This window comes from Christiangramia sediminis, assembly GCF_020552705.1.
Lineage (GTDB): Bacteria > Bacteroidota > Bacteroidia > Flavobacteriales > Flavobacteriaceae > Christiangramia > Christiangramia sediminis.
Genome location: NZ_JAJBZG010000005.1, coordinates 639046 through 656966 on the forward strand (window position 1 = coordinate 639046; position 17921 = coordinate 656966).

General features: G+C 39.2%; 16 protein-coding genes. 7 read left to right on the forward strand and 9 right to left on the reverse strand.

Translation table 11 applies throughout. The annotated features are described in order from the left end of the window. Positions 1-33 precede the first annotated feature (33 nt). Together bglX and LGQ90_RS12325 are read left to right on the forward strand one after the other, a co-directional pair. Complete coding sequence (gene bglX, locus LGQ90_RS12320) at positions 34-2307, forward strand: beta-glucosidase BglX (RefSeq protein ID WP_229341457.1); 2274 nt, start codon at positions 34-36, stop codon at positions 2305-2307. Continuing rightward, positions 2307-3095: a glycoside hydrolase family 16 protein gene (locus tag LGQ90_RS12325; RefSeq protein ID WP_229341458.1), complete on the forward strand. Its 789-nt coding sequence runs from the start codon at positions 2307-2309 to the stop codon at positions 3093-3095. The genes bglX and LGQ90_RS12325 overlap by 1 nt, the downstream gene beginning before the upstream one ends. 288 nt (positions 3096-3383) lie before the next feature. Here LGQ90_RS12325 and LGQ90_RS12330 read toward each other — a convergent pair whose 3' ends face one another. Beyond that, complete coding sequence (locus LGQ90_RS12330) at positions 3384-3833, reverse strand: nucleoside deaminase (RefSeq protein ID WP_229341459.1); 450 nt, start codon at positions 3831-3833, stop codon at positions 3384-3386. A 91-nt stretch (positions 3834-3924) separates the two neighbouring features. On the opposite strand from LGQ90_RS12330, the gene LGQ90_RS12335 reads away from it, so the two are divergent. Together LGQ90_RS12335 and LGQ90_RS12340 are read left to right on the forward strand one after the other, a co-directional pair. Next, on the forward strand, positions 3925-5700 hold the full coding sequence (locus LGQ90_RS12335) for a 1-deoxy-D-xylulose-5-phosphate synthase (protein ID WP_229341461.1): 1776 nt from the start codon (positions 3925-3927) through the stop codon (positions 5698-5700). 39 nt (positions 5701-5739) lie between these two features. Beyond that, on the forward strand, positions 5740-6732 hold the full coding sequence (locus LGQ90_RS12340; protein ID WP_229341463.1) for a DUF3078 domain-containing protein: 993 nt from the start codon (positions 5740-5742) through the stop codon (positions 6730-6732). On the opposite strand, the gene LGQ90_RS15055 is transcribed toward LGQ90_RS12340, so the two are convergent. The 6 genes from LGQ90_RS15055 to LGQ90_RS12365 form a co-directional block, all read right to left on the reverse strand. Beyond that, complete coding sequence (locus LGQ90_RS15055) at positions 6729-7232, reverse strand: chromate transporter (RefSeq protein ID WP_341481965.1); 504 nt, start codon at positions 7230-7232, stop codon at positions 6729-6731. The genes LGQ90_RS12340 and LGQ90_RS15055 overlap by 4 nt on opposite strands. Beyond that, entirely contained in the window at positions 7195-7845 is a 651-nt protein-coding gene (locus LGQ90_RS15060; protein ID WP_341481966.1) for a chromate transporter, read from the reverse strand. The genes LGQ90_RS15055 and LGQ90_RS15060 overlap by 38 nt, the downstream gene beginning before the upstream one ends. Before the next feature lie 14 nt (positions 7846-7859). Then, on the reverse strand, positions 7860-9206 hold the full coding sequence (dgt, locus tag LGQ90_RS12350; RefSeq protein ID WP_229341465.1) for a dGTP triphosphohydrolase: 1347 nt from the start codon (positions 9204-9206) through the stop codon (positions 7860-7862). Positions 9207-9296: 90 nt separating this feature from the next. Then, positions 9297-11756: a ribonucleoside-diphosphate reductase subunit alpha gene (locus LGQ90_RS12355; protein WP_229341467.1), complete on the reverse strand. Its 2460-nt coding sequence runs from the start codon at positions 11754-11756 to the stop codon at positions 9297-9299. A 156-nt stretch (positions 11757-11912) separates the two neighbouring features. Beyond that, positions 11913-12890: a ribonucleotide-diphosphate reductase subunit beta gene (locus LGQ90_RS12360; protein WP_229341469.1), complete on the reverse strand. Its 978-nt coding sequence runs from the start codon at positions 12888-12890 to the stop codon at positions 11913-11915. A gap of 574 nt (positions 12891-13464) precedes the next feature. Beyond that, positions 13465-14040: a DUF3109 family protein gene (locus tag LGQ90_RS12365; protein ID WP_229341472.1), complete on the reverse strand. Its 576-nt coding sequence runs from the start codon at positions 14038-14040 to the stop codon at positions 13465-13467. Between the two features lie 135 nt (positions 14041-14175). Here LGQ90_RS12365 and LGQ90_RS12370 point away from each other — a divergent pair, with 135 nt between their 5' ends. From LGQ90_RS12370 to LGQ90_RS12380, 3 genes are read left to right on the forward strand one after another with little or no spacing between them, the layout of a single operon-like run. Next, positions 14176-14754 (forward strand): MarC family protein, encoded by a 579-nt coding sequence (locus LGQ90_RS12370; protein ID WP_229341473.1) that lies wholly within the window; start codon positions 14176-14178, stop codon positions 14752-14754. Next, complete coding sequence (locus tag LGQ90_RS12375; protein ID WP_229341474.1) at positions 14754-14948, forward strand: hypothetical protein; 195 nt, start codon at positions 14754-14756, stop codon at positions 14946-14948. Before LGQ90_RS12370 ends, LGQ90_RS12375 begins: the two co-directional genes overlap by 1 nt. A 2-nt stretch (positions 14949-14950) precedes the next feature. After that, positions 14951-15559 carry an FAD-dependent oxidoreductase gene (locus LGQ90_RS12380; RefSeq protein ID WP_229341475.1) on the forward strand — a complete coding sequence of 203 codons (609 nt, stop codon included), beginning with the start codon at positions 14951-14953 and terminating at the stop codon, positions 15557-15559. A gap of 309 nt (positions 15560-15868) precedes the next feature. Here the strand turns inward: LGQ90_RS12380 and LGQ90_RS12385 are convergent, their stop codons facing one another. Both LGQ90_RS12385 and LGQ90_RS12390 read right to left on the reverse strand, forming a co-directional pair. Then, on the reverse strand, positions 15869-17461 hold the full coding sequence (locus LGQ90_RS12385) for a S41 family peptidase (protein ID WP_229341476.1): 1593 nt from the start codon (positions 17459-17461) through the stop codon (positions 15869-15871). Then, entirely contained in the window at positions 17458-17889 is a 432-nt protein-coding gene (locus LGQ90_RS12390) for a deoxycytidylate deaminase (protein WP_229341477.1), read from the reverse strand. The genes LGQ90_RS12385 and LGQ90_RS12390 overlap by 4 nt, the downstream gene beginning before the upstream one ends. Positions 17890-17921: the final 32 nt, after the last annotated feature.

Below are 17921 nucleotides of genomic sequence, written 5' to 3' on the forward strand. Positions count from 1 at the left end.
TCGGCTTCGGGATTTATTCAATAACAATAAATCATGAAAAAATTTTTCTTATTAATGTCCCTTTCGCTAGGGACCCTGGGAATGTATTCTCAAAATTCTACGATTCCAAGTTCTGTTAAAAACGTAGAAGCTAAGGTCGACTCTGTTTTAAATTTAATGACTTTAGAAGAGAAGGTTGGGCAAATGATCCAGTATAACGGAAGTTGGGATCTTACCGGACCTGCTTCTGAAACTGGAAATAAACAGAAAGAAGAAAGACTTAAAAATGGTCTTGTGGGGTCTATGCTGAATGTACTTTCGGTAGAAGCTACTGAAAAAGCACAGCGAATGAACATGGAAAATTCCAGGATCAAAATTCCATTGATCTTTGGTTACGATGTGATCCATGGATATAAAACAATATTTCCTGTGCCACTTGCAGAAACTGCAAGTTGGGATATGGCAGCTGCAGAAGAATCTGCTAGAATTGCGGCCTTAGAATCGGTAGCTGAAGGAGTGAACTGGACATTTTCGCCGATGATCGATATTTCCCGCGATGCCCGCTGGGGACGTATTATGGAAGGTTCCGGGGAAGATCCTTATCTAACCTCTAAAGTTGCGGTTGCCAAAGTAAAAGGTTACCAGGGAGATGATCTTTCTGATCCCAGAACCATCGCGGCGACAGCAAAACATTTCGCAGGCTACGGTCTCGCGGAAGGCGGAAAAGATTATAATGCTGTCAACATTGGAAAAAATGAGCTGCATAATGTGGTGCTTCCTCCATTTAAGGCGGCGGCAGACGCTGGGGTTGCAACTTTTATGAATTCTTTTAATACAGTAGATGGTATTCCGGCAACTGGTAGCGAATATCTTCAGAGAGAAATTCTTAAGGGTGACTGGAACTGGAACGGATTTATGGTTTCAGACTGGGGCTCCATCGCCGAAATGATCCCTCACGGATTTGCAAAAGATAAAATTCATGCCGCCGAAATTGCCGTGAAGGCAGGTAGCGATATGGATATGGAAGGCGGAGCTTATGAGGCAGGCCTTGAAAAACTTGTCGCAGAAGGTAAATTGGATGAAGCTTTAATTGACGATGCGGTAAAAAGAATTCTTCGGGTAAAGTTTAAAATGGGACTTTTCGAAGATCCTTATAAATACAATAATGCTGAGCTTTTAGCAACAGTACCATATGAGGAACACAGAGCAACTGCGCGTGATATTGCTAAAAAATCTATCGTGCTTTTAAAGAACGAGAATGATCTTCTTCCAATAAAATCTTCGGTTAAGAAGATCGCGGTAATTGGTCCACTGGCAGACGATAAAGATTCACCCATTGGTAACTGGAGAGCACAGGGAGAAGCAAATTCAGCAGTTTCAGTATTGGAAGGCCTTAAAAACGCTAATCTGGATGCTGAAATTACCTATGCTCAGGGTGTTAAACTTGGAATGGGAGAAAGAAGTTTTTTAATGCCTCTTGAAATCAATAAAACCGACACCACCGGAATTGGGGAAGCTGTTGAAAATGCCAAAAATGCAGAACTTGTAATAATGGTGCTTGGGGAAGACGCTTTTCAGGCTGGAGAAGGACGTAGCCAGGTAAATATTGGCCTTGCCGGACTTCAGAAGGAATTGCTGAAAGCTATCTATAAAGTAAATCAAAATATAATGCTCGTACTTATCAATGGAAGACCTATGGAGATAACCTGGTCTTCAGAAAATATTCCGGCCATTGTTGAAGCATGGCAGCTGGGAACTGAAAGTGGTAATGCCATTGCAGATGTACTTTCAGGGAAATATAATCCATCAGGGAAACTGCCGGTTTCTTTTCCAAGAGCCGTGGGCCAGGAGCCATTGTATTATAATCATAAAAATACGGGAAGACCATCTAGTGCGGAGCATGTAACCTATTCTCATTATACAGATATTGAGAACGGACCTCTTTATCCATTCGGATATGGGCTTAGTTACTCCAATTTTGAGTACGGAAAACCAGAACTTTCAGGTTCTGAACTAAAGGCAGGTGAGAGTATTGCATTAACTGTACCTGTTACCAATGCCGGGGAAGTTAAGGGGCGTGAAGTGGTGCAGTTATATCTAAGAGATCTGGTGGCAAGTTCAACCAGACCTGTTAAGGAACTAAAAGGCTTTCAACTCATTGATCTTGAGCCAGGAGAGACTAAAAACGTGGAATTCACTATTGATGAAGAAATGCTTAAATTCTATACCGCTTCGGAAAAATGGGAAGCCGAAAATGGCGAATTTGAACTTATGATCGGAGGGGATTCTGAAGAAGTACAAACTGTGAAATTTAATTTCAGCAAATAATGAAAAAATATTCCGAAGTAATATTATCAGCGAGTCTTATAATGGGGAGCCTGTTTTCAGCAACAGCCCAGGAAAAAGTGATCTTTCAGGACGATTTTGAGGGAGATAGCCTGGACATGAGTGTCTGGAACTATGAAGAAGGTGACGGTTGCCCTAATCTATGTGGTTGGGGTAATAATGAAGAACAGATCTATGATCGCAAGTATGTTGAGGTTAAAGATGGAAATCTTGTAATAACTGCCTTAAAGAAAGACGATCAATATTATTCCGGGAAGATTAACTCTAAAGGAAATGTTGAATTTACCTACGGGGTGATCGAAGTAAAAGCAAAAGTAGCTACAGGTAAGGGCCTCTGGCCTGCTATATGGATGTTGGGTGCAGATATTAGCGCGGTTGGCTGGCCTGCCAGTGGTGAAATTGATATTCTCGAATACATAGGTAGAGAACCAGGAATGGTCTTCACTTCGCTACATACTTCGGCGAGTCACGGTAATACTATAAATACCAAAAAGACAAAAATTAAAGATATAGAAGAAGGATTTCATATTTATAAAGCGGTCTGGACCGAAAAATATATAGAATTCTTTGTAGACGGTCAGCAGCTTTATAAGTTTACTCCTAAGCAGTATGATGCAGCGCATTATCCATTTGAAAAGGATTTCTATTTCCTTATAAATATGGCCGTGGGAGGAAATCTGGGCGGAGCTGAGATCAATGATGCTGCTTTGCCGGATAAATTCTATGTAGATTATATCAAGGTGACCGAATTGCCTGAGGAACTAAAATAAATCTTTAATTTCTCAGGAAGCCAGGCTCAAAGCTATCAAAAGTGGTCATTTCGACCAGGGGTAGAAATCTCTGATGGAATAGTTTCGTTGATTGACTCTGCGCTTTATTAGGTTTCGTTAAGAATGACCACATCATCTGTTGTCATCTCGACTGAGAGGAGAGATCTCTTTCAAATTGAGATCTTAGTTTTTAGAGATTTTTCAGTCGCTTCGTTTCGTCGAAAAGACAAATGCTTGTCAGTTTTTTTGTCATTCCAGGGAAGGAATCAGGATAAAGACCTGTTCTTTTTAATTGAGATTTCTCTTCTCGATAAAAAAACGCTTTAAAAGTGCAGAGGCTTCTGCTTCCATAACTCCAGATTTCACTTCCGTTTTAGGATGCAGTTGCACTCCGAACTTTCTATAACCTCTTTGCGAATCTTCAGCCCCGAAGACAATTTTAGATATCTGGCTCCAGTATAAAGCGCCGGCGCACATCTGGCAGGGTTCAAGAGTAATATACATAGTGCAGTTCTGCAGATATTTTCCGCCCAGGAAACTTGCTGCGGCGGTGATCGCCTGCATTTCGGCATGGGCAGTAACATCATTTAAAGTTTCCGTAAGGTTATGGCCTCGGGCGATGATCTTGTCGTTAATCACTACAACTACCCCAACCGGAATTTCTCCCTTTTCGTACGCAGCTTCGGCTTCTTCCAAAGCTTTTTTCATAAAGTATTCATCATCAAAAGGAGAAAGCATCTTAAAAATTTTTCTGAAAGATATAAATTTTGAGTATTCCGTTAGTGGGTCTTATTCGGAATTCAGTTTGCTTAATGTAACTTTGTTGGGTATGGCTGAAATCCTTAAAAATATAAACTGCCCGAAAGATCTGCGCAAACTCGATCTGGAAGAACTGAAACAGGTAGTGCAGGAACTTCGCAAATTTATCATTGATATTGTAGCTACCAAGGAGGGACATCTTGGCGCAAGTCTGGGTGTGGTTGAACTTACTGTTGCCCTGCATTATATTTTTAATACTCCTGAAGATCTCCTCGTATGGGATGTAGGTCATCAGGCTTATGGTCATAAGATATTAACTGGCAGAAGGGATATTTTCGATACCAACAGACAGCTTAACGGAATAAGCGGATTTCCAAAAAGGGAGGAAAGCGAATATGATACTTTTGGAGTGGGACATTCGTCCACTTCTATTTCTGCGGCCCTCGGTATGGCGATCGCTTCCAATCTAAAGGCTGAATTTGAGAAACAACATATCGCCGTGATTGGAGACGCCTCCATTGCCAGCGGGATGGCCTTTGAAGGCCTGAACCATGCGGGAGTAACCAAAGCAAATCTACTTGTAATTCTCAACGATAATGCTATTGGGATAGATCCCAGTGTCGGTGCATTAAAGGAATATCTAACCAAAGCCCGTGTTGGGTACAAACCAGCCCGCGATAATATTATTGAAGCCTTAAACTTTCAATATTTTGGTCCGGTAGACGGGCATGATCTCGAAGGTCTTTTAAAGACGCTGAAAGAGATGAAACAGATAAAAGGTCCCAAGTTTCTCCATGTAATCACCAGGAAAGGGAAAGGCCTTAAAAAGGCGGAAGAAGACCAGGTGAAGTATCATGCTCCCGGTAAATTTGAACCCACTACAGGAGAATTACTAAAATATGATACAAATGGACTACCGATAAAGTATCAGGATGTTTTTGGATTAACTCTCGTAGAGTTGGCACGAAAAAATAAAAAGATCATTGGTATAACTCCGGCAATGCCAACAGGTAGTTCCTTAAAATTTATGATGAAAGCATTTCCGGAAAGAGCTTTTGATGTGGGAATTGCTGAACAACATGCGGTAACCCTTTCCGCGGGAATGGCCACTCAGGGGTTTGTGGTTTATTGCGCTATTTATTCCACCTTTCTGCAAAGAGCCTACGATCAGCTTATTCACGATGTAGCCTTGCAAAATTTACCCGTGGTATTTTGTCTGGATCGGGCGGGACTGGTTGGTGAAGATGGGGCAACCCATCATGGGGTTTTTGATATTGCCTATGCGAGGCCAATTCCAAATCTTATCATCGCCGCTCCCAGAAACGAAACAGAACTTCGCAATTTGCTGTATACAGCTCAGTTAGATCTTAAATCTCCTATGATCATTAGGTATCCAAGGGGCAGAGGCGTTCTAAAAGAATGGGAACTACCCTTTAAAAAAGTTGAAATTGGTAAAGCGGAATGTTTGAAAGAAGGTTTTGAAATTGCAGTTTTAAGCCTTGGTAATATGGCAGGAAATGTGGAAAATGCCATTAAAAATCTTAATAAAACAGCACAGGAAAAGATTGCGCATTATGATATGAGGTTTGTAAAACCCCTGGATAAGAAAATTCTGAATAAAATTTTCGGGAAATTTTCAAAAATCATTACGGTGGAGGATGGAGTTATAAATGGAGGCTTTGGATCTGCAATTTTGGAATATGCTTCAAACCTAAGCTATAAGGGAGATATAGAGCTTTTAGGAATCCCTGATGAATTTATTGAGCAAGGAAGTGTAGATCAATTACAAGAAATCGCGAAAATTAACGTTCAAGGAATACAGCAAAAGCTGGAATCTATAATTTGATTTTTTTATTTTCGCAATTCCGAAAACCTTAGTTGATAAATGAAGTTCCAAATCCTACTATTCTTATTCTGCATTACATCACTTAAATCTTTAGCTTCTGAATATAAGCATCTTGTGAAAAATGACACTACAGCTGTTGTTGCAAAAGATACTACGGCTTCAGATTCGATGCTTATTTACTGGACAGAGAAGAATACCTTTGGAATGAACCTTAGTGAGGTGGCCTTTGTGAACTGGAATTCCGGGGGGAATAATTCAGTTTCGGCACTTTTCTATGCGGGATTTGATCGTAATTTTGAAAAAGATCTCACAATTTGGAGAAATTCAGCATCCTTGAGGTATGGCATTAATGCACAGGAAGGCCGGGAAATTCGGAAAACCGAAGATGAATTGCGTTTAAGTTCTTCCTTTGGTTTCAGAAAGGATAGTACTTCCAACTGGTATTATTCCGGAAAATTTAGTTTCAATACCCAATTTTCAAATGGTTATAAATATCCCGATACTGAAGTTCCCATTTCTAAACTGATGGCTCCCGGCTATACATTTCTAGGTGCTGGAACAGAATATTCAGATCCGGTAGAAGATCTAACCGTTTATCTCTCGCCGATTACTTTTAAATCTACCTTTGTTCTGGATCAGCGACTTGCGAATGAGGGAATGTTTGGTGTAGAACCTGCAGTAACAGATGAACTGGGCAATATTATTAAAGAAGGTGAAAATTTAAGGACGGAATTTGGTTTTCTGGTGACAAGTGATTTTAGCAAGGAAGTCTTTGAGAATATCAATTTAGATAACCAGCTGAGTTTGTATTCAGACTATTTAAATAAATTCGGAAATATTGATGTTGATTGGCAAATGGCCGTGAATATGAAGGTTAACGATTTTGTAAAGGCGAACGTTGGAACTCATATCCGCTACGATGATGACGTAAAATTCAAAGAAGATACCAACGGCGACGGTAAGTTAGAAACTTCCGGACCACGTATTCAGCTAAAACAAATGCTGGGTGTAGGTGTTGTTTATGAATTTTAGAGTTGTAGAAGCAAATACCCTAATATAGCCCCGCCGATTACTATATACACTGCACTTGTCTTTTTAATAAAGAAAGTAACGAGAATACTTAAAATTGCTATCAACCACGCGCGCCAATCTATCAGAATATCGTGGCCCAGGCGAAAAGTTACCGCGATCATGATCCCAACTGCGGCAATATTTACGGCATCCAGAAATCCCTTAGCCAGAGGTGATCTTCTAAGTTTTGGGACGATGGGATTTAAAAGGAGTACAAATAAAAACGAGGGCAGGAAGATCCCGGCAGTTGCCGCCAGTGCCCCGCTGATTCCATTTATCTGGTAACCAATGAAAGTTGCAGTAGAGAGCACCGGCCCGGGTGTAAACTGACCAATGGCAATAGCGTCGAGCAATTCAGATTTGGTAAGCCACCCAAGTTTTTCCACTAGTTCACCATCCAGATAAGCTACCAGTACATATCCGCTACCAAATAATACTGCGCCTATTTTTAAAAAAAACAAAGAATATTTTGGAACTGGTTATTGAAGCGGTTTGTGTAAAAGTGATATAGGATATGGGTAGAAGATTTCTAATATTGCCAAATTTCTTTATTCCGCCAAACCAAATGAGGCCAAGAATTCCTGCGCCCAGAATAGCGGTGATCTCATTTACTCCTAAAAAAGAAACAATGATCACCAGGATTCCAATTACGGCAAGCTCCCGGTTTTTAAGTGCTTTTTTTCCCAGTTTGTAAATCGCATTCAGGATTATAGCAAGCACAGCAGGTTTAATTCCATATAGAAATGGCTCTACGGCGGGAATTTCTCCATAGGTAACATATAACCAGGCGAGTGCGCCAGTTAATACTACTGCGGGAAAAATAAAACAAATCCCAGCAACAAAAAGCCCTTTCCAGCCTGCGCGTTCATAACCACAGTGCATGGTCATTTCTGTGGAGTTAGGTCCCGGAATAAGATTGGTGGCGCCCACAAGGTCCAGAAAATGCTGTCGGCTCATCCAATTGCGACGGGTTACCACTTCTTCTTCCATCATGGCTATATGAGCTGCCGGTCCCCCAAACGCAATAAGCCCTAGTTTAAAAAAGACCTGTGCAACCTCCCTGAGCTTATTCAATTTATTGGATATGATTATAATTTTATACCTGTATATTTTTCAAACGAAGCAACCGTCATCCCATCGGTCAATGATGCCGTGTAAGAACAAATCCCAATCAATTTTTCGTAAACGGAACTGCTTTCCTGTAAAGGTTTTAGTTGAGGTACAGATTTTAATACCAATTTGGTGAAATTGGAATCTTCTTCACTTCCTTCCGGAATTAATGCTTTGGTATAAATATCCAGAAGATAAGAAAGCATTCTATAACCCGCGATTTCCTTACCAATTACCTCTTCACTCTGATAAATTCGCTCAACGCTTATTTTAATAATATCCTTGATCTGGGCTTCATAACTGCTTTTATCAAAAAGCGATTCATGAAATTCGCCTTTTAAAATAGCATCTTCGTTCTTGAGAAAAATTTCCGCAGCTTCTGTAATAAGTGTATTTATGGCCAGGGCGCGTAAATAAGCCAACCTGTCGGCGGTATTTTTTAGCTCATGGTATTTTGAAGTATTGATATTGTCCTTAACCAGTTTTATTAGGTATTCCAGGGCATACTCTTCATCAATAAGTCCTAAATTGATCCCGTCTTCAAAATCTATGATCGTATAGCAAATATCATCTGCTGCTTCTACCAAAAAAGCCAGAGGATGTCTCGAGTAACCAATATCTTTTCCTTCTCTGGTCTTTGTAAGACCTAATTCTTCAGCAACATCTTCAAAAGTTTCACGTTCGCTTTGAAAAAAGCCAAATTTCTTGTCTCCAATTTTTTTCGAAGGTTTATGCGGAAGTGATTCTTTGGGATATTTTGTAAAAGCACCTAGCGTAGCATACGATAATCGCAGGCCTCCTTCAATTCCCGGACGATTTTCAGTCAAAATTTTGAATCCGTTCGCGTTACCTTCAAATTTGATAAGGTCCTGAAATTCCTTTTCTGAAAGCTGTTCTTTAAAACGCTTTCCATTTCCATGGCTGAAATATTCCCCAATGGCTTTCTCTCCTGAATGTCCAAAAGGTGGATTTCCAATATCATGAGCTAAAGCAGCTGCCGCTACGATAGCACCAAAATCATTCATCTGGTAGCCGAAGGTATCACGCAAATGCGGATGTTTTTCCAGTAATTTTTGTCCGGTAAGCCTTCCCAGGGAACGGCCAACTACTGAAACTTCCAGGCTATGGGTGAGCCGGGTATGCACAAAATCTGTCTTTGAAAGTGGGATTACCTGGGTCTTATCCTGAAGGCTTCTAAAAGCTGAAGAGAATATGATCCTGTCATAATCTACTTCAAACCCAAGTCGGGTTTCATTCTGTTCTTTTCTAAGTCTTTTATTTGTGTCTCCAAATCGTTTCAGAGATAAGAGTTCCTCCCAATTCATATAAATTACTTTGAGTTGGCTCAAAAGTATTAAAAAAGGGAAGTAATAACTACTTCCCCTTCTTAATTCAAATTTGAATTAGCCAAATTTTTAAGATCCACACATTAAGCAGTCATCGCCTTCAGCTTCTTTAGATTGAGCAATGATCGCTCTTAATTCTTCAGGTGATAAAGCTCCTTCTTCTTCAGATTGCTTAGAAATAACCGGCTTGGTTTCAGCCTTAAGTTTTTCTGCAGCTTTTGCTGGAGCTTCCGAAGCTACTGCTACGGGTTCTTTTTTCTTTTCTTTCTCCAGGGTGAACTTAATAGCGTCCACCGCAGATTTGGTTCGAAGATAATACATTCCTGTTTTTAGTCCGCTTTTCCATGCGTAAAAGTGCATGGAGGTTAACTTGCTGTAATTAGCGTTTTCCATGAACAGGTTAAGTGATTGCGACTGATCTATAAAATATCCTCTGTGCCTGGACATATCAATAATATCCTTCATGCTCATCTCCCAAACCGTTTTATACAGTTCTTTAAGATCATCTGGAATAATGTCAATATCCTGAACAGACCCATTATTTCTCATAATAGCATTCTTTACATCATCGGTCCAAAGATTTCTGGAAACAAGATCTTCTAATAAATGTTTATTTACCACGATAAATTCCCCTGAAAGCACTCTTCTGGTATAGATGTTTGAAGTATAGGGCTCAAAGGCTTCATTATTCCCTAAGATCTGGGAAGTGGAAGCGGTTGGCATTGGTGCGAGCAGCAGAGAGTTTCTAACTCCATTTTTCATTACCTGCTTGCGCAGTTTTGCCCAGTCCCATCTTCCGCTAAGATCTTCGTCTTTAATGCCCCACAGATTATATTGGAATTCCCCTTCGCTAATTGGTGAGCCTTTAAAGGTCGAATAAGGACCTTCTTCCTGTGCCAGCTCCATAGAAGCGGTTACGGCAGCAAAATAAAGTGTCTCAAAGATCTCCTGATTCAGTTTTTTAGCTTCATCTGAAGTAAAGGGCATTCTTAGTTTTATAAACGTATCAGCAAGTCCCTGAACTCCTAATCCTACCGGGCGGTGACGCATGTTCGAGTTTTCAGCTTCCTTAACCGGGTAGTAATTTCTGTCTATTACCTTATTCAGGTTTTTCGTAACTCTTTTAGTGATCTTGAAAAGCTCCTTGTGATCAAATTCGTTTCCTTTTACAAACATTGGCAAGGCAATGGAAGCAAGGTTACAAACAGCCACTTCATCCGGGCTTGTATATTCCAGGATCTCAGTACAAAGATTTGAAGAGCGGATGGTCCCCAGATTCTTCTGATTGGATTTGCGGTTTGCCGCATCTTTATAAAGCATATACGGAGTACCGGTCTCTATTTGAGATTCCATGATCTTTTCCCAAAGCTCACGGGCTTTTATCGTTTTTCTGCCTTTATCCTCAGCTTCATACTTTTCGTAGAGTTTTTCAAAATCGTCACCATAAGTATCAAAAAGTCCCGGGCATTCATTAGGACACATTAAGGTCCATTCTGCATTCTGCTCCACTCTTTTCATGAAAAGATCTGGCATCCACATAGCGTAGAACAAATCGCGCGCACGCATTTCTTCTTTTCCATGGTTCTTTTTAAGATCAAGGAAATCCATAATGTCGGCATGCCACGGCTCCACATACATCGCGAAGGAACCTTTTCTTTTTCCTCCACCCTGGTCCACATATCTTGCCGTATCGTTAAAAACACGAAGCATGGGCACAATGCCGTTAGATGTACCATTGGTTCCTGAAATATAAGATCCGGTAGCGCGAACATTGTGGATAGATAGACCAATACCTCCGGCAGATTGAGAGATCTTAGCTGTTTGTTTCAGCGTATCGTAGATCCCGTCAATGCTGTCGTCTTTCATAGTAAGAAGAAAACAAGAGGACATCTGAGGTTTTGGTGTACCTGAGTTAAAAAGTGTTGGAGTTGCGTGGGTAAAATATTTTTTAGACATCAGCTCATAGGTTTCTATGGCTGCGTCCAGGTCGTCAATATGAATTCCTATGGAGACACGCATCAACATATGTTGAGGGCGTTCTGCGATCTCTCCGTTTAGTTTTAGGAGGTATGATCTTTCTAAAGTTTTAAATCCGAAATAGTCATAACCAAAATCACGGTTATAAATGATGGTAGAATCGAGTTGTTCACTGTTCTCCTTGATCACCTTATAAACTTCATCTGAAAGTAAAGGAGCTTTTTTTCCGGTTCTTGGATTTATATATTCATATAAATCTGTCATTACCTCAGAAAAGGTCTTTTTTGTATTCTTATGCAGGTTAGAAACAGAGATCCTTGCCGCCAGTTTAGCGTAGTCTGGATGAGAGGTGGTCATGGTGGCAGCGATCTCTGCGGCAAGATTATCCAGCTCACTGGTAGTCACGTTATCATAGAGACCTTCGATCACCCGCATCGCTACTTTGACAGGATCTACAAGTTCGTTAAGACCATAACAAAGTTTCTTAACTCTGGCGGTAATTTTGTCGAACATGACGGGCTCCTTTCTACCGTCTCTTTTTACTACATACATAGGCTACAATTTTAGTCAGTGGAGCCAATACTTCCTTGGGAAAGGCTAATGGCATTCCAGGCCGGTGGTTAAATCCGGATTAATAATTTAAAATTTCGGGTGATAAATATTAAAGTTCAACTAGCGCCACGTTGGGGGACGTAGCGCTGTTGCACTTTAGAAATCGGCATCAAAGCTGATTTCATCTGATTCTTTGTCTTTGTTCATTACTCCTGCTTTCTGGTATTCGCTTACGCGTTTTTCGAAGAAATTGGTTTTACCCTGCAAGTTGATCATATCCATAAAGTCGAATGGATTTGAAACATTATATTCTTTTTCACAGTCCAGTTCAACCAAAAGCCTGTCGGTAACAAACTCAAGATATTGAGTCATTAACTTGGCGTTCATTCCAATTAAACTAACCGGAAGTGATTCTGTAACGAACTCACGTTCTATATTTAGAGCATCAATAAGAATCTCTCTTATTTTTTCTTTTGGCACCTGATTTACCAGGTGGTGGTTATGAAGGTGAACTGCAAAGTCACAGTGCATACCTTCATCCCTTGAGATTAACTCATTAGAGAAAGTTAAGCCCGGCATTAATCCACGCTTCTTTAACCAAAAAATAGAACAGAAGGCTCCGGAAAAGAAAATTCCTTCCACAGCTGCAAAAGCAATAAGCCTTTCAGCAAAAGAATCTGATTCTATCCATTTTAAAGCCCAGTCGGCTTTCTTCTTGATGGCAGGAAAAACTTCAATCGCTTTAAATAACTGATCTTTCTCCTTTTCATTCTTCACGTAGGTGTCGATCAATAAGGAGTAGGTTTCAGAATGTATGTTTTCCATCATGATCTGGAAACCATAGAAAAACTTAGCTTCAGAATATTGAACTTCATTTACGAAGTTCTCGGCTAGGTTTTCATTCACGATCCCATCAGAAGCTGCAAAAAAAGCAAGAATATGTTTTAAGAAATAGCGCTCGTCAGAATTCAGCTTGTTATTCCAGTCTGCAAGATCCTGGTGAAGATCAATTTCTTCAGCGGTCCAGAAACAAGCCTCCATTTTTTTATACCAGTCCCAAATATCATGATGTTTAATGGGGAAGATCACAAAACGATCTTTATTTTCCTGTAAAATGGGTTCTGTTTGGGCCATAATTATTCCGGTTTTTTCAGTCGAAGCTAAATTTCATTGAAAGGTGTTTAACAAATATTTAAAAATGAGACGTATAATGAAAGAATTTAGGCTAAACGTTTTCAACAAAGTTTTCAACACTCTTAAGCCTTGAGTTTTCATACTTTCTTGTTAAAACGAGTATTTAAACAACTGTAAAACAATTTTTTATAATTTGTTAATAATTTTATGACCAATAAACTAAGTCATCGAAAGAATGCTTGTTGATAAGCATGAAAATTGTCCTGAATTGGGCTTAAAATAAGGGATTTTTAAAAGCGAAAACCGGTAAATTTTACCGGTTTTCTAGAAAACAGAATTAACTTTTTGGTTGGCCACCTATAAAACTTGTGGGTATAGATATGCTTATTTAATCCTGTTATATTCGTTTTTAAACTCCGGGAAAAATCAATTCCGGAATTTAATTATTCAAAAGATATTTTATCGGGGGGATAGAAAGGATAGAAAAATCACTTTCTGTATTTTACAGATTTATAAATATACCAAAATATTGGCTGATATTACAATTTAAGTCTCTCTAAATTAATGTGCTGTCTTATTTCTTATCCAGCACATTTTTAGCTACTTCTTCTAATTCCTTATACCAGTCTTCTCCGTATTTTCGGATAAGAGCTTCCTTTACAAACTTGTAAATAGGAACCTGTAATTCGGCACCCAAACTGCAGGCGTCATCACAAATTTCCCAGCGATGATAGTTCACCGCAGAGAAAGAAGAGTACTCCTGAATTCTCACTGGGTAAAGATGGCAGGAAACGGGTTTTTTCCAGTTGATGTCTCCCTGGTTATAAGCTTCTTCAATCCCGCATAGGGCAGTTCCTTTCTCATCAAAAGTAACATACGCACAATCTGCATCATTTATTAAAGGTGTTTCGATCTCCCCATTTTCTCTGGTAATATAAACTCCCTGTGTTTCAATGGCCTCGATGCCTTCTTTGCGCAAGTAGGGTTTAACCTTGGGGTATATCTCTTCCAAGATGGCTCTTTCTTCGGGCTCTACGGGAGCACCGGCTTCACCATCAATACAGCAGGCGCCTTTACAGGCTGAAAGGTTGCACAAAAAATCATTTTTAATGATCTCTTCAGAAACTAAAGTTTTACCTAATTGAAACATTCGGCAAAGATAATTTTCTAAGTTTTAAGAAGAAGAAATTCAGGAATAAAATTCATATAAATTTAACATGGTTCAGGAATTGTCAATCAGATAAGATAAAGTACTTTTGCACGCAATTTTGAAAATGAGCATAGTATGTTTAAAGTATTAGATTTCAGGCAGATATTCACCGCAGGAATGATTCTTTTTGCTGTAATTGATATTATTGGGAACATCCCAATTATTATTGATCTGCGTAAAAAAGTTGGGCATATTCAAAGTGAAAAAGCTTCTGTGGTGGCAGGGATCATTATGATCGTTTTTCTTTTTCTAGGAAAAGAGATCCTGAATCTAATTGGGATTGATGTAAATTCTTTTGCCGTGGCAGGTTCATTTATACTATTCTTCCTTGCCCTGGAAATGATCCTTGGAATAAGTCTGTATAAAGATGATGCTCCCGAAACTGCATCTGTAGTGCCACTTGCTTTTCCATTAATAGCAGGTGCAGGTACCATGACTTCCCTGGTTTCGCTTCAGGCAGAATATGAAACAGTAAATATCATTGTTGCTATCATTATCAATATTATATTTGTATACCTGGTTCTAAAATCCTCAGCGAGAATCGAGAGGATTCTGGGAAGCCAGGGTATTAGTGTAATCAGGAAAGTTTTTGGGGTAATTCTTCTGGCAATTGCCGTGAAGCTTTTCGCTGCGAACATTCAGAATTTATTTTAATGAAATATTTTATTTATACCCTCATCTTTTTAGCAGTTGTTTTTATCGGGATCAGTTTTCAGGCTGTAGACCTCAATAATTTACTGGAAGGTGATAGCGGAAATGCTCTTATCGTAATTGCTGCGTGTCTGTGTGTTATAGTACTGATGTCTATTTTGCTGGTTTCAAGAACTATTGCAAAAAAGCATAAATAGATATGGATTTTGATGTTTTAATCATCGGTGGCGGGGCTGCTGGACTATCCTGTGCTTTGGTGATTGGTTCCGGTATGGGTAAAAGTTTTACCGAAAACAGAAAGGCAGGAATAATCCTTCATCAAAAATCTTCCCATTTACAGTCGGCCTTACTTCAAAATGTCTTCGGAATTGTTCCGGGAACAAAAGGAATGGATGTCTTAAATAACGGGGCTAAACATCTGGCGGATATTTATCCGAAAATGCAGCAAATTTCAAAGGAAAAAGTAAAAGAAGTAACTGAAATAAATGGCGGTTACCGGGTAATTACCAATAAGAATGAATATACCGCTGAAATAGTAGTGGTGGCGGTAGGTTATACCAGTCCTTTTAGAATTAACGGGCTTGAAGAATATCTAATTCCTCATAAAAAAGCGAAAATTGAGAAAAACCGGGTGCAGTTAAAGAATGAAGATCATTTGGTAAGACCTGGTCTATATGTTGCGGGGACTCTTGCCGGTTGGCGAAGTCAATATGCTATTGCCAGCGGGAGTGGAGCAGCAGTTGCCACAGATATATTAACGGTCTGGAATAATGGAGAGCACACAAAAGTGCATGATAAATTATCTTAAGAAATAAAAGATAAAGCTAACAGGCAGGCTTATAACGGCCAGAATCATAAAACTTTGTTGCAAATTCCTGAATAAGAGCGCGCGTCTAAGTTGTTTCTTAAATCTGGAGTCTTCACTGGAGCGAATTTGTTTCTTTAAAAGTTGTCTTGAAACGTTGGAGGTATTCACCAGAATATCTTTTTTTAGAAAAAGATAAGTGCTATTATCCAGTAGCCTAAATGATACCGCGATAATAAATAAAAATAGCGGTGTTAATGGCCAGATAGCAGATAGATATTGTAAGAAATTTTCCATCAAAAATCCAAAGTATTATTTTTCTTTGGACAACTCGATCACTTTTTTAATTATTCGGTCATCTTCATTTAAATACCGTTCAAATGCATTAGTTCCGAAAAGTTGTTGGGCAATTTCAGCTTTCAAATATTTTTTTAACAGTGGTTTTCTTTCTTCACTGGTTCTTTCCATCCCAATATTTGCACTTCGCAGATAAGTGTCAAAATCATCGATCATTTCTTCGGTAATTACAATTTCCTCTCTAAAAACGTTCTTAGAAATGGAATTATAATATTCACGATTTTTTTCCAGGATGTCAAAAACAAAACGGCTCATATATCCACCACGAAGTAAGAAGGTAAGTTTTTCTTTTTCAGAATCGGTGTCTTTAGGTACGAAGATATCAGGGATGATCCCGCCACCTCCATAAACTACTTTTCCTTTGGGTGTTATATATCTTAAAGAATCATTGACTTCAATACTATCTTCATTATTCAATTCACCATTTTTATACCTACGCATATAATCGTTGAAATAGGATTCATTTCCATTATCATAAGGTTTTTGAATAGATCTTCCGGTTGGGGTATAATATCTGGCAATGGTTAGTCTAACGGCACTACCATCTCCTAATTCCATTTCCCTTTGTACCAGTCCCTTTCCATATGAACGCCTGCCCACGATAGTTCCCACATCATTATCCTGTAAAGCACCCGCAACCACCTCACTGGCTGAGGCTGAATTTTCATTCATTAGAACAAAGACTTTCCCGTTTTCAAAACTTCCTTCTCTTTGCGCATAGGTTTCTTCAATAGCTCCGCTTTTGTTTTTGGTGAACAGAATGAGCTTGTCATCTTTGATGAATTCATCAGCAATATTGATCGCTTCTGAAAGGTATCCACCCGGGTTGCTCCTAAGGTCCAGGGCAATTTGTTTTGCACCTTGTTTCTTCAGGTCTTTTATAGCCTGACTAAATTCTTTGAAGGTAGTTTCAGAAAACCGGTCTATTTTTATATAACCCAGATCTTCCGTAAGCATATAAGAGGCACTTACACTTTTAAGAGGTACTATACCTCTTTTCAGTTTAAAGGTCAATAGATCTTCGATACCTTTTCTTAGAACTTTTAAAGTGACTTTTGTATTCGCTTTTCCCTTTAACTGAGTGGTGATGGAGTCATCACTTATTTCCCGATCGAATAATTTTTGGCCATTGGCATATAATATCCGGTCGCCACCACGAATCCCTATTTTTTCACTGGGTCCACCTTCCAAGGCTTTTATAACCACGATGGTATCCTGGACTTTATAAAAACTAACGCCAATTCCCACAAAGTCACCCTTCATATTTTCAGTAACCCTGGCATACTCATCTTTTGGAATATATACAGAGTGCGGATCAAGATTTTCCAGGATCTTATTTACCGTAACATCAACTATACTATCTGTATTAACGTCGTCTACATACTCATAATCTATATAGTCTATAAGCCTGTTGAGTTTTTGTTTTTTAGGATTGGCAGAAAAAAGCTCGTCAGATGGGTCAAAATCTAACCTAGCACCAAGTATTAAACCAATGGCACATGCGATACTAAGTAGTAGTGGTGTATATATTTTGTTTCTTCCCTTCAATCTTCGAGTGCTGTTATTTGCTCAAGTTCAACGCCTGCTTTTTCTAAAAAATCAAGGCCTGAATTATCTTTATAATCAATTTGATAAACCAGCCTGCTAATACCAGATTGGTGTATCAATTTACTGCATTCCTTACACGGAGACATGGTAATATACAAAGTGGCATCTTTACAGGATTGGGTAGAACCCGCAACTTTAAGAATTGCATTGGCCTCTGCATGTAAAACATACCATTTAGTATAGCCTTCTTCATCTTCACAAAAATTTTCAAATCCGGAGGGGGTACCATTATATCCGTCAGAAATGATCATTCTATCCTTTACAATTAACGCGCCAACCTGTTTTCTATTACAATGGGATAATTTACTCCATTCCCGGGCAATTCTCAAATAAGCTTTATCAAATTTTAGCTGTTTTTTCTTATTCATAGCAAGTATAGAAGTCTGGTTCGCAGAAATTA

Excerpts from the sequence above, each read along its gene's own strand:
- bglX (WP_229341457.1), top strand. The coding sequence starts at position 34 with ATGAAAAAATTTTTCTTATTAATGTCCCTTTCGCTAGGGACCCTGGGA.
- LGQ90_RS12325 (WP_229341458.1), top strand. The coding sequence starts at position 2,307 with ATGAAAAAATATTCCGAAGTAATATTATCAGCGAGTCTTATAATGGGG.
- LGQ90_RS12330 (WP_229341459.1), bottom strand. The coding sequence starts at position 3,833 with ATGCTTTCTCCTTTTGATGATGAATACTTTATGAAAAAAGCTTTGGAA.
- LGQ90_RS12335 (WP_229341461.1), top strand. The coding sequence starts at position 3,925 with ATGGCTGAAATCCTTAAAAATATAAACTGCCCGAAAGATCTGCGCAAA.
- LGQ90_RS12340 (WP_229341463.1), top strand. The coding sequence starts at position 5,740 with ATGAAGTTCCAAATCCTACTATTCTTATTCTGCATTACATCACTTAAA.
- dgt (WP_229341465.1), bottom strand. The coding sequence starts at position 9,206 with ATGAATTGGGAGGAACTCTTATCTCTGAAACGATTTGGAGACACAAAT.
- LGQ90_RS12355 (WP_229341467.1), bottom strand. The coding sequence starts at position 11,756 with ATGTATGTAGTAAAAAGAGACGGTAGAAAGGAGCCCGTCATGTTCGAC.
- LGQ90_RS12360 (WP_229341469.1), bottom strand. The coding sequence starts at position 12,890 with ATGGCCCAAACAGAACCCATTTTACAGGAAAATAAAGATCGTTTTGTG.
- LGQ90_RS12365 (WP_229341472.1), bottom strand. The coding sequence starts at position 14,040 with ATGTTTCAATTAGGTAAAACTTTAGTTTCTGAAGAGATCATTAAAAAT.
- LGQ90_RS12370 (WP_229341473.1), top strand. The coding sequence starts at position 14,176 with ATGTTTAAAGTATTAGATTTCAGGCAGATATTCACCGCAGGAATGATT.
- LGQ90_RS12375 (WP_229341474.1), top strand. The coding sequence starts at position 14,754 with ATGAAATATTTTATTTATACCCTCATCTTTTTAGCAGTTGTTTTTATC.
- LGQ90_RS12380 (WP_229341475.1), top strand. The coding sequence starts at position 14,951 with ATGGATTTTGATGTTTTAATCATCGGTGGCGGGGCTGCTGGACTATCC.
- LGQ90_RS12390 (WP_229341477.1), bottom strand. The coding sequence starts at position 17,889 with ATGAATAAGAAAAAACAGCTAAAATTTGATAAAGCTTATTTGAGAATT.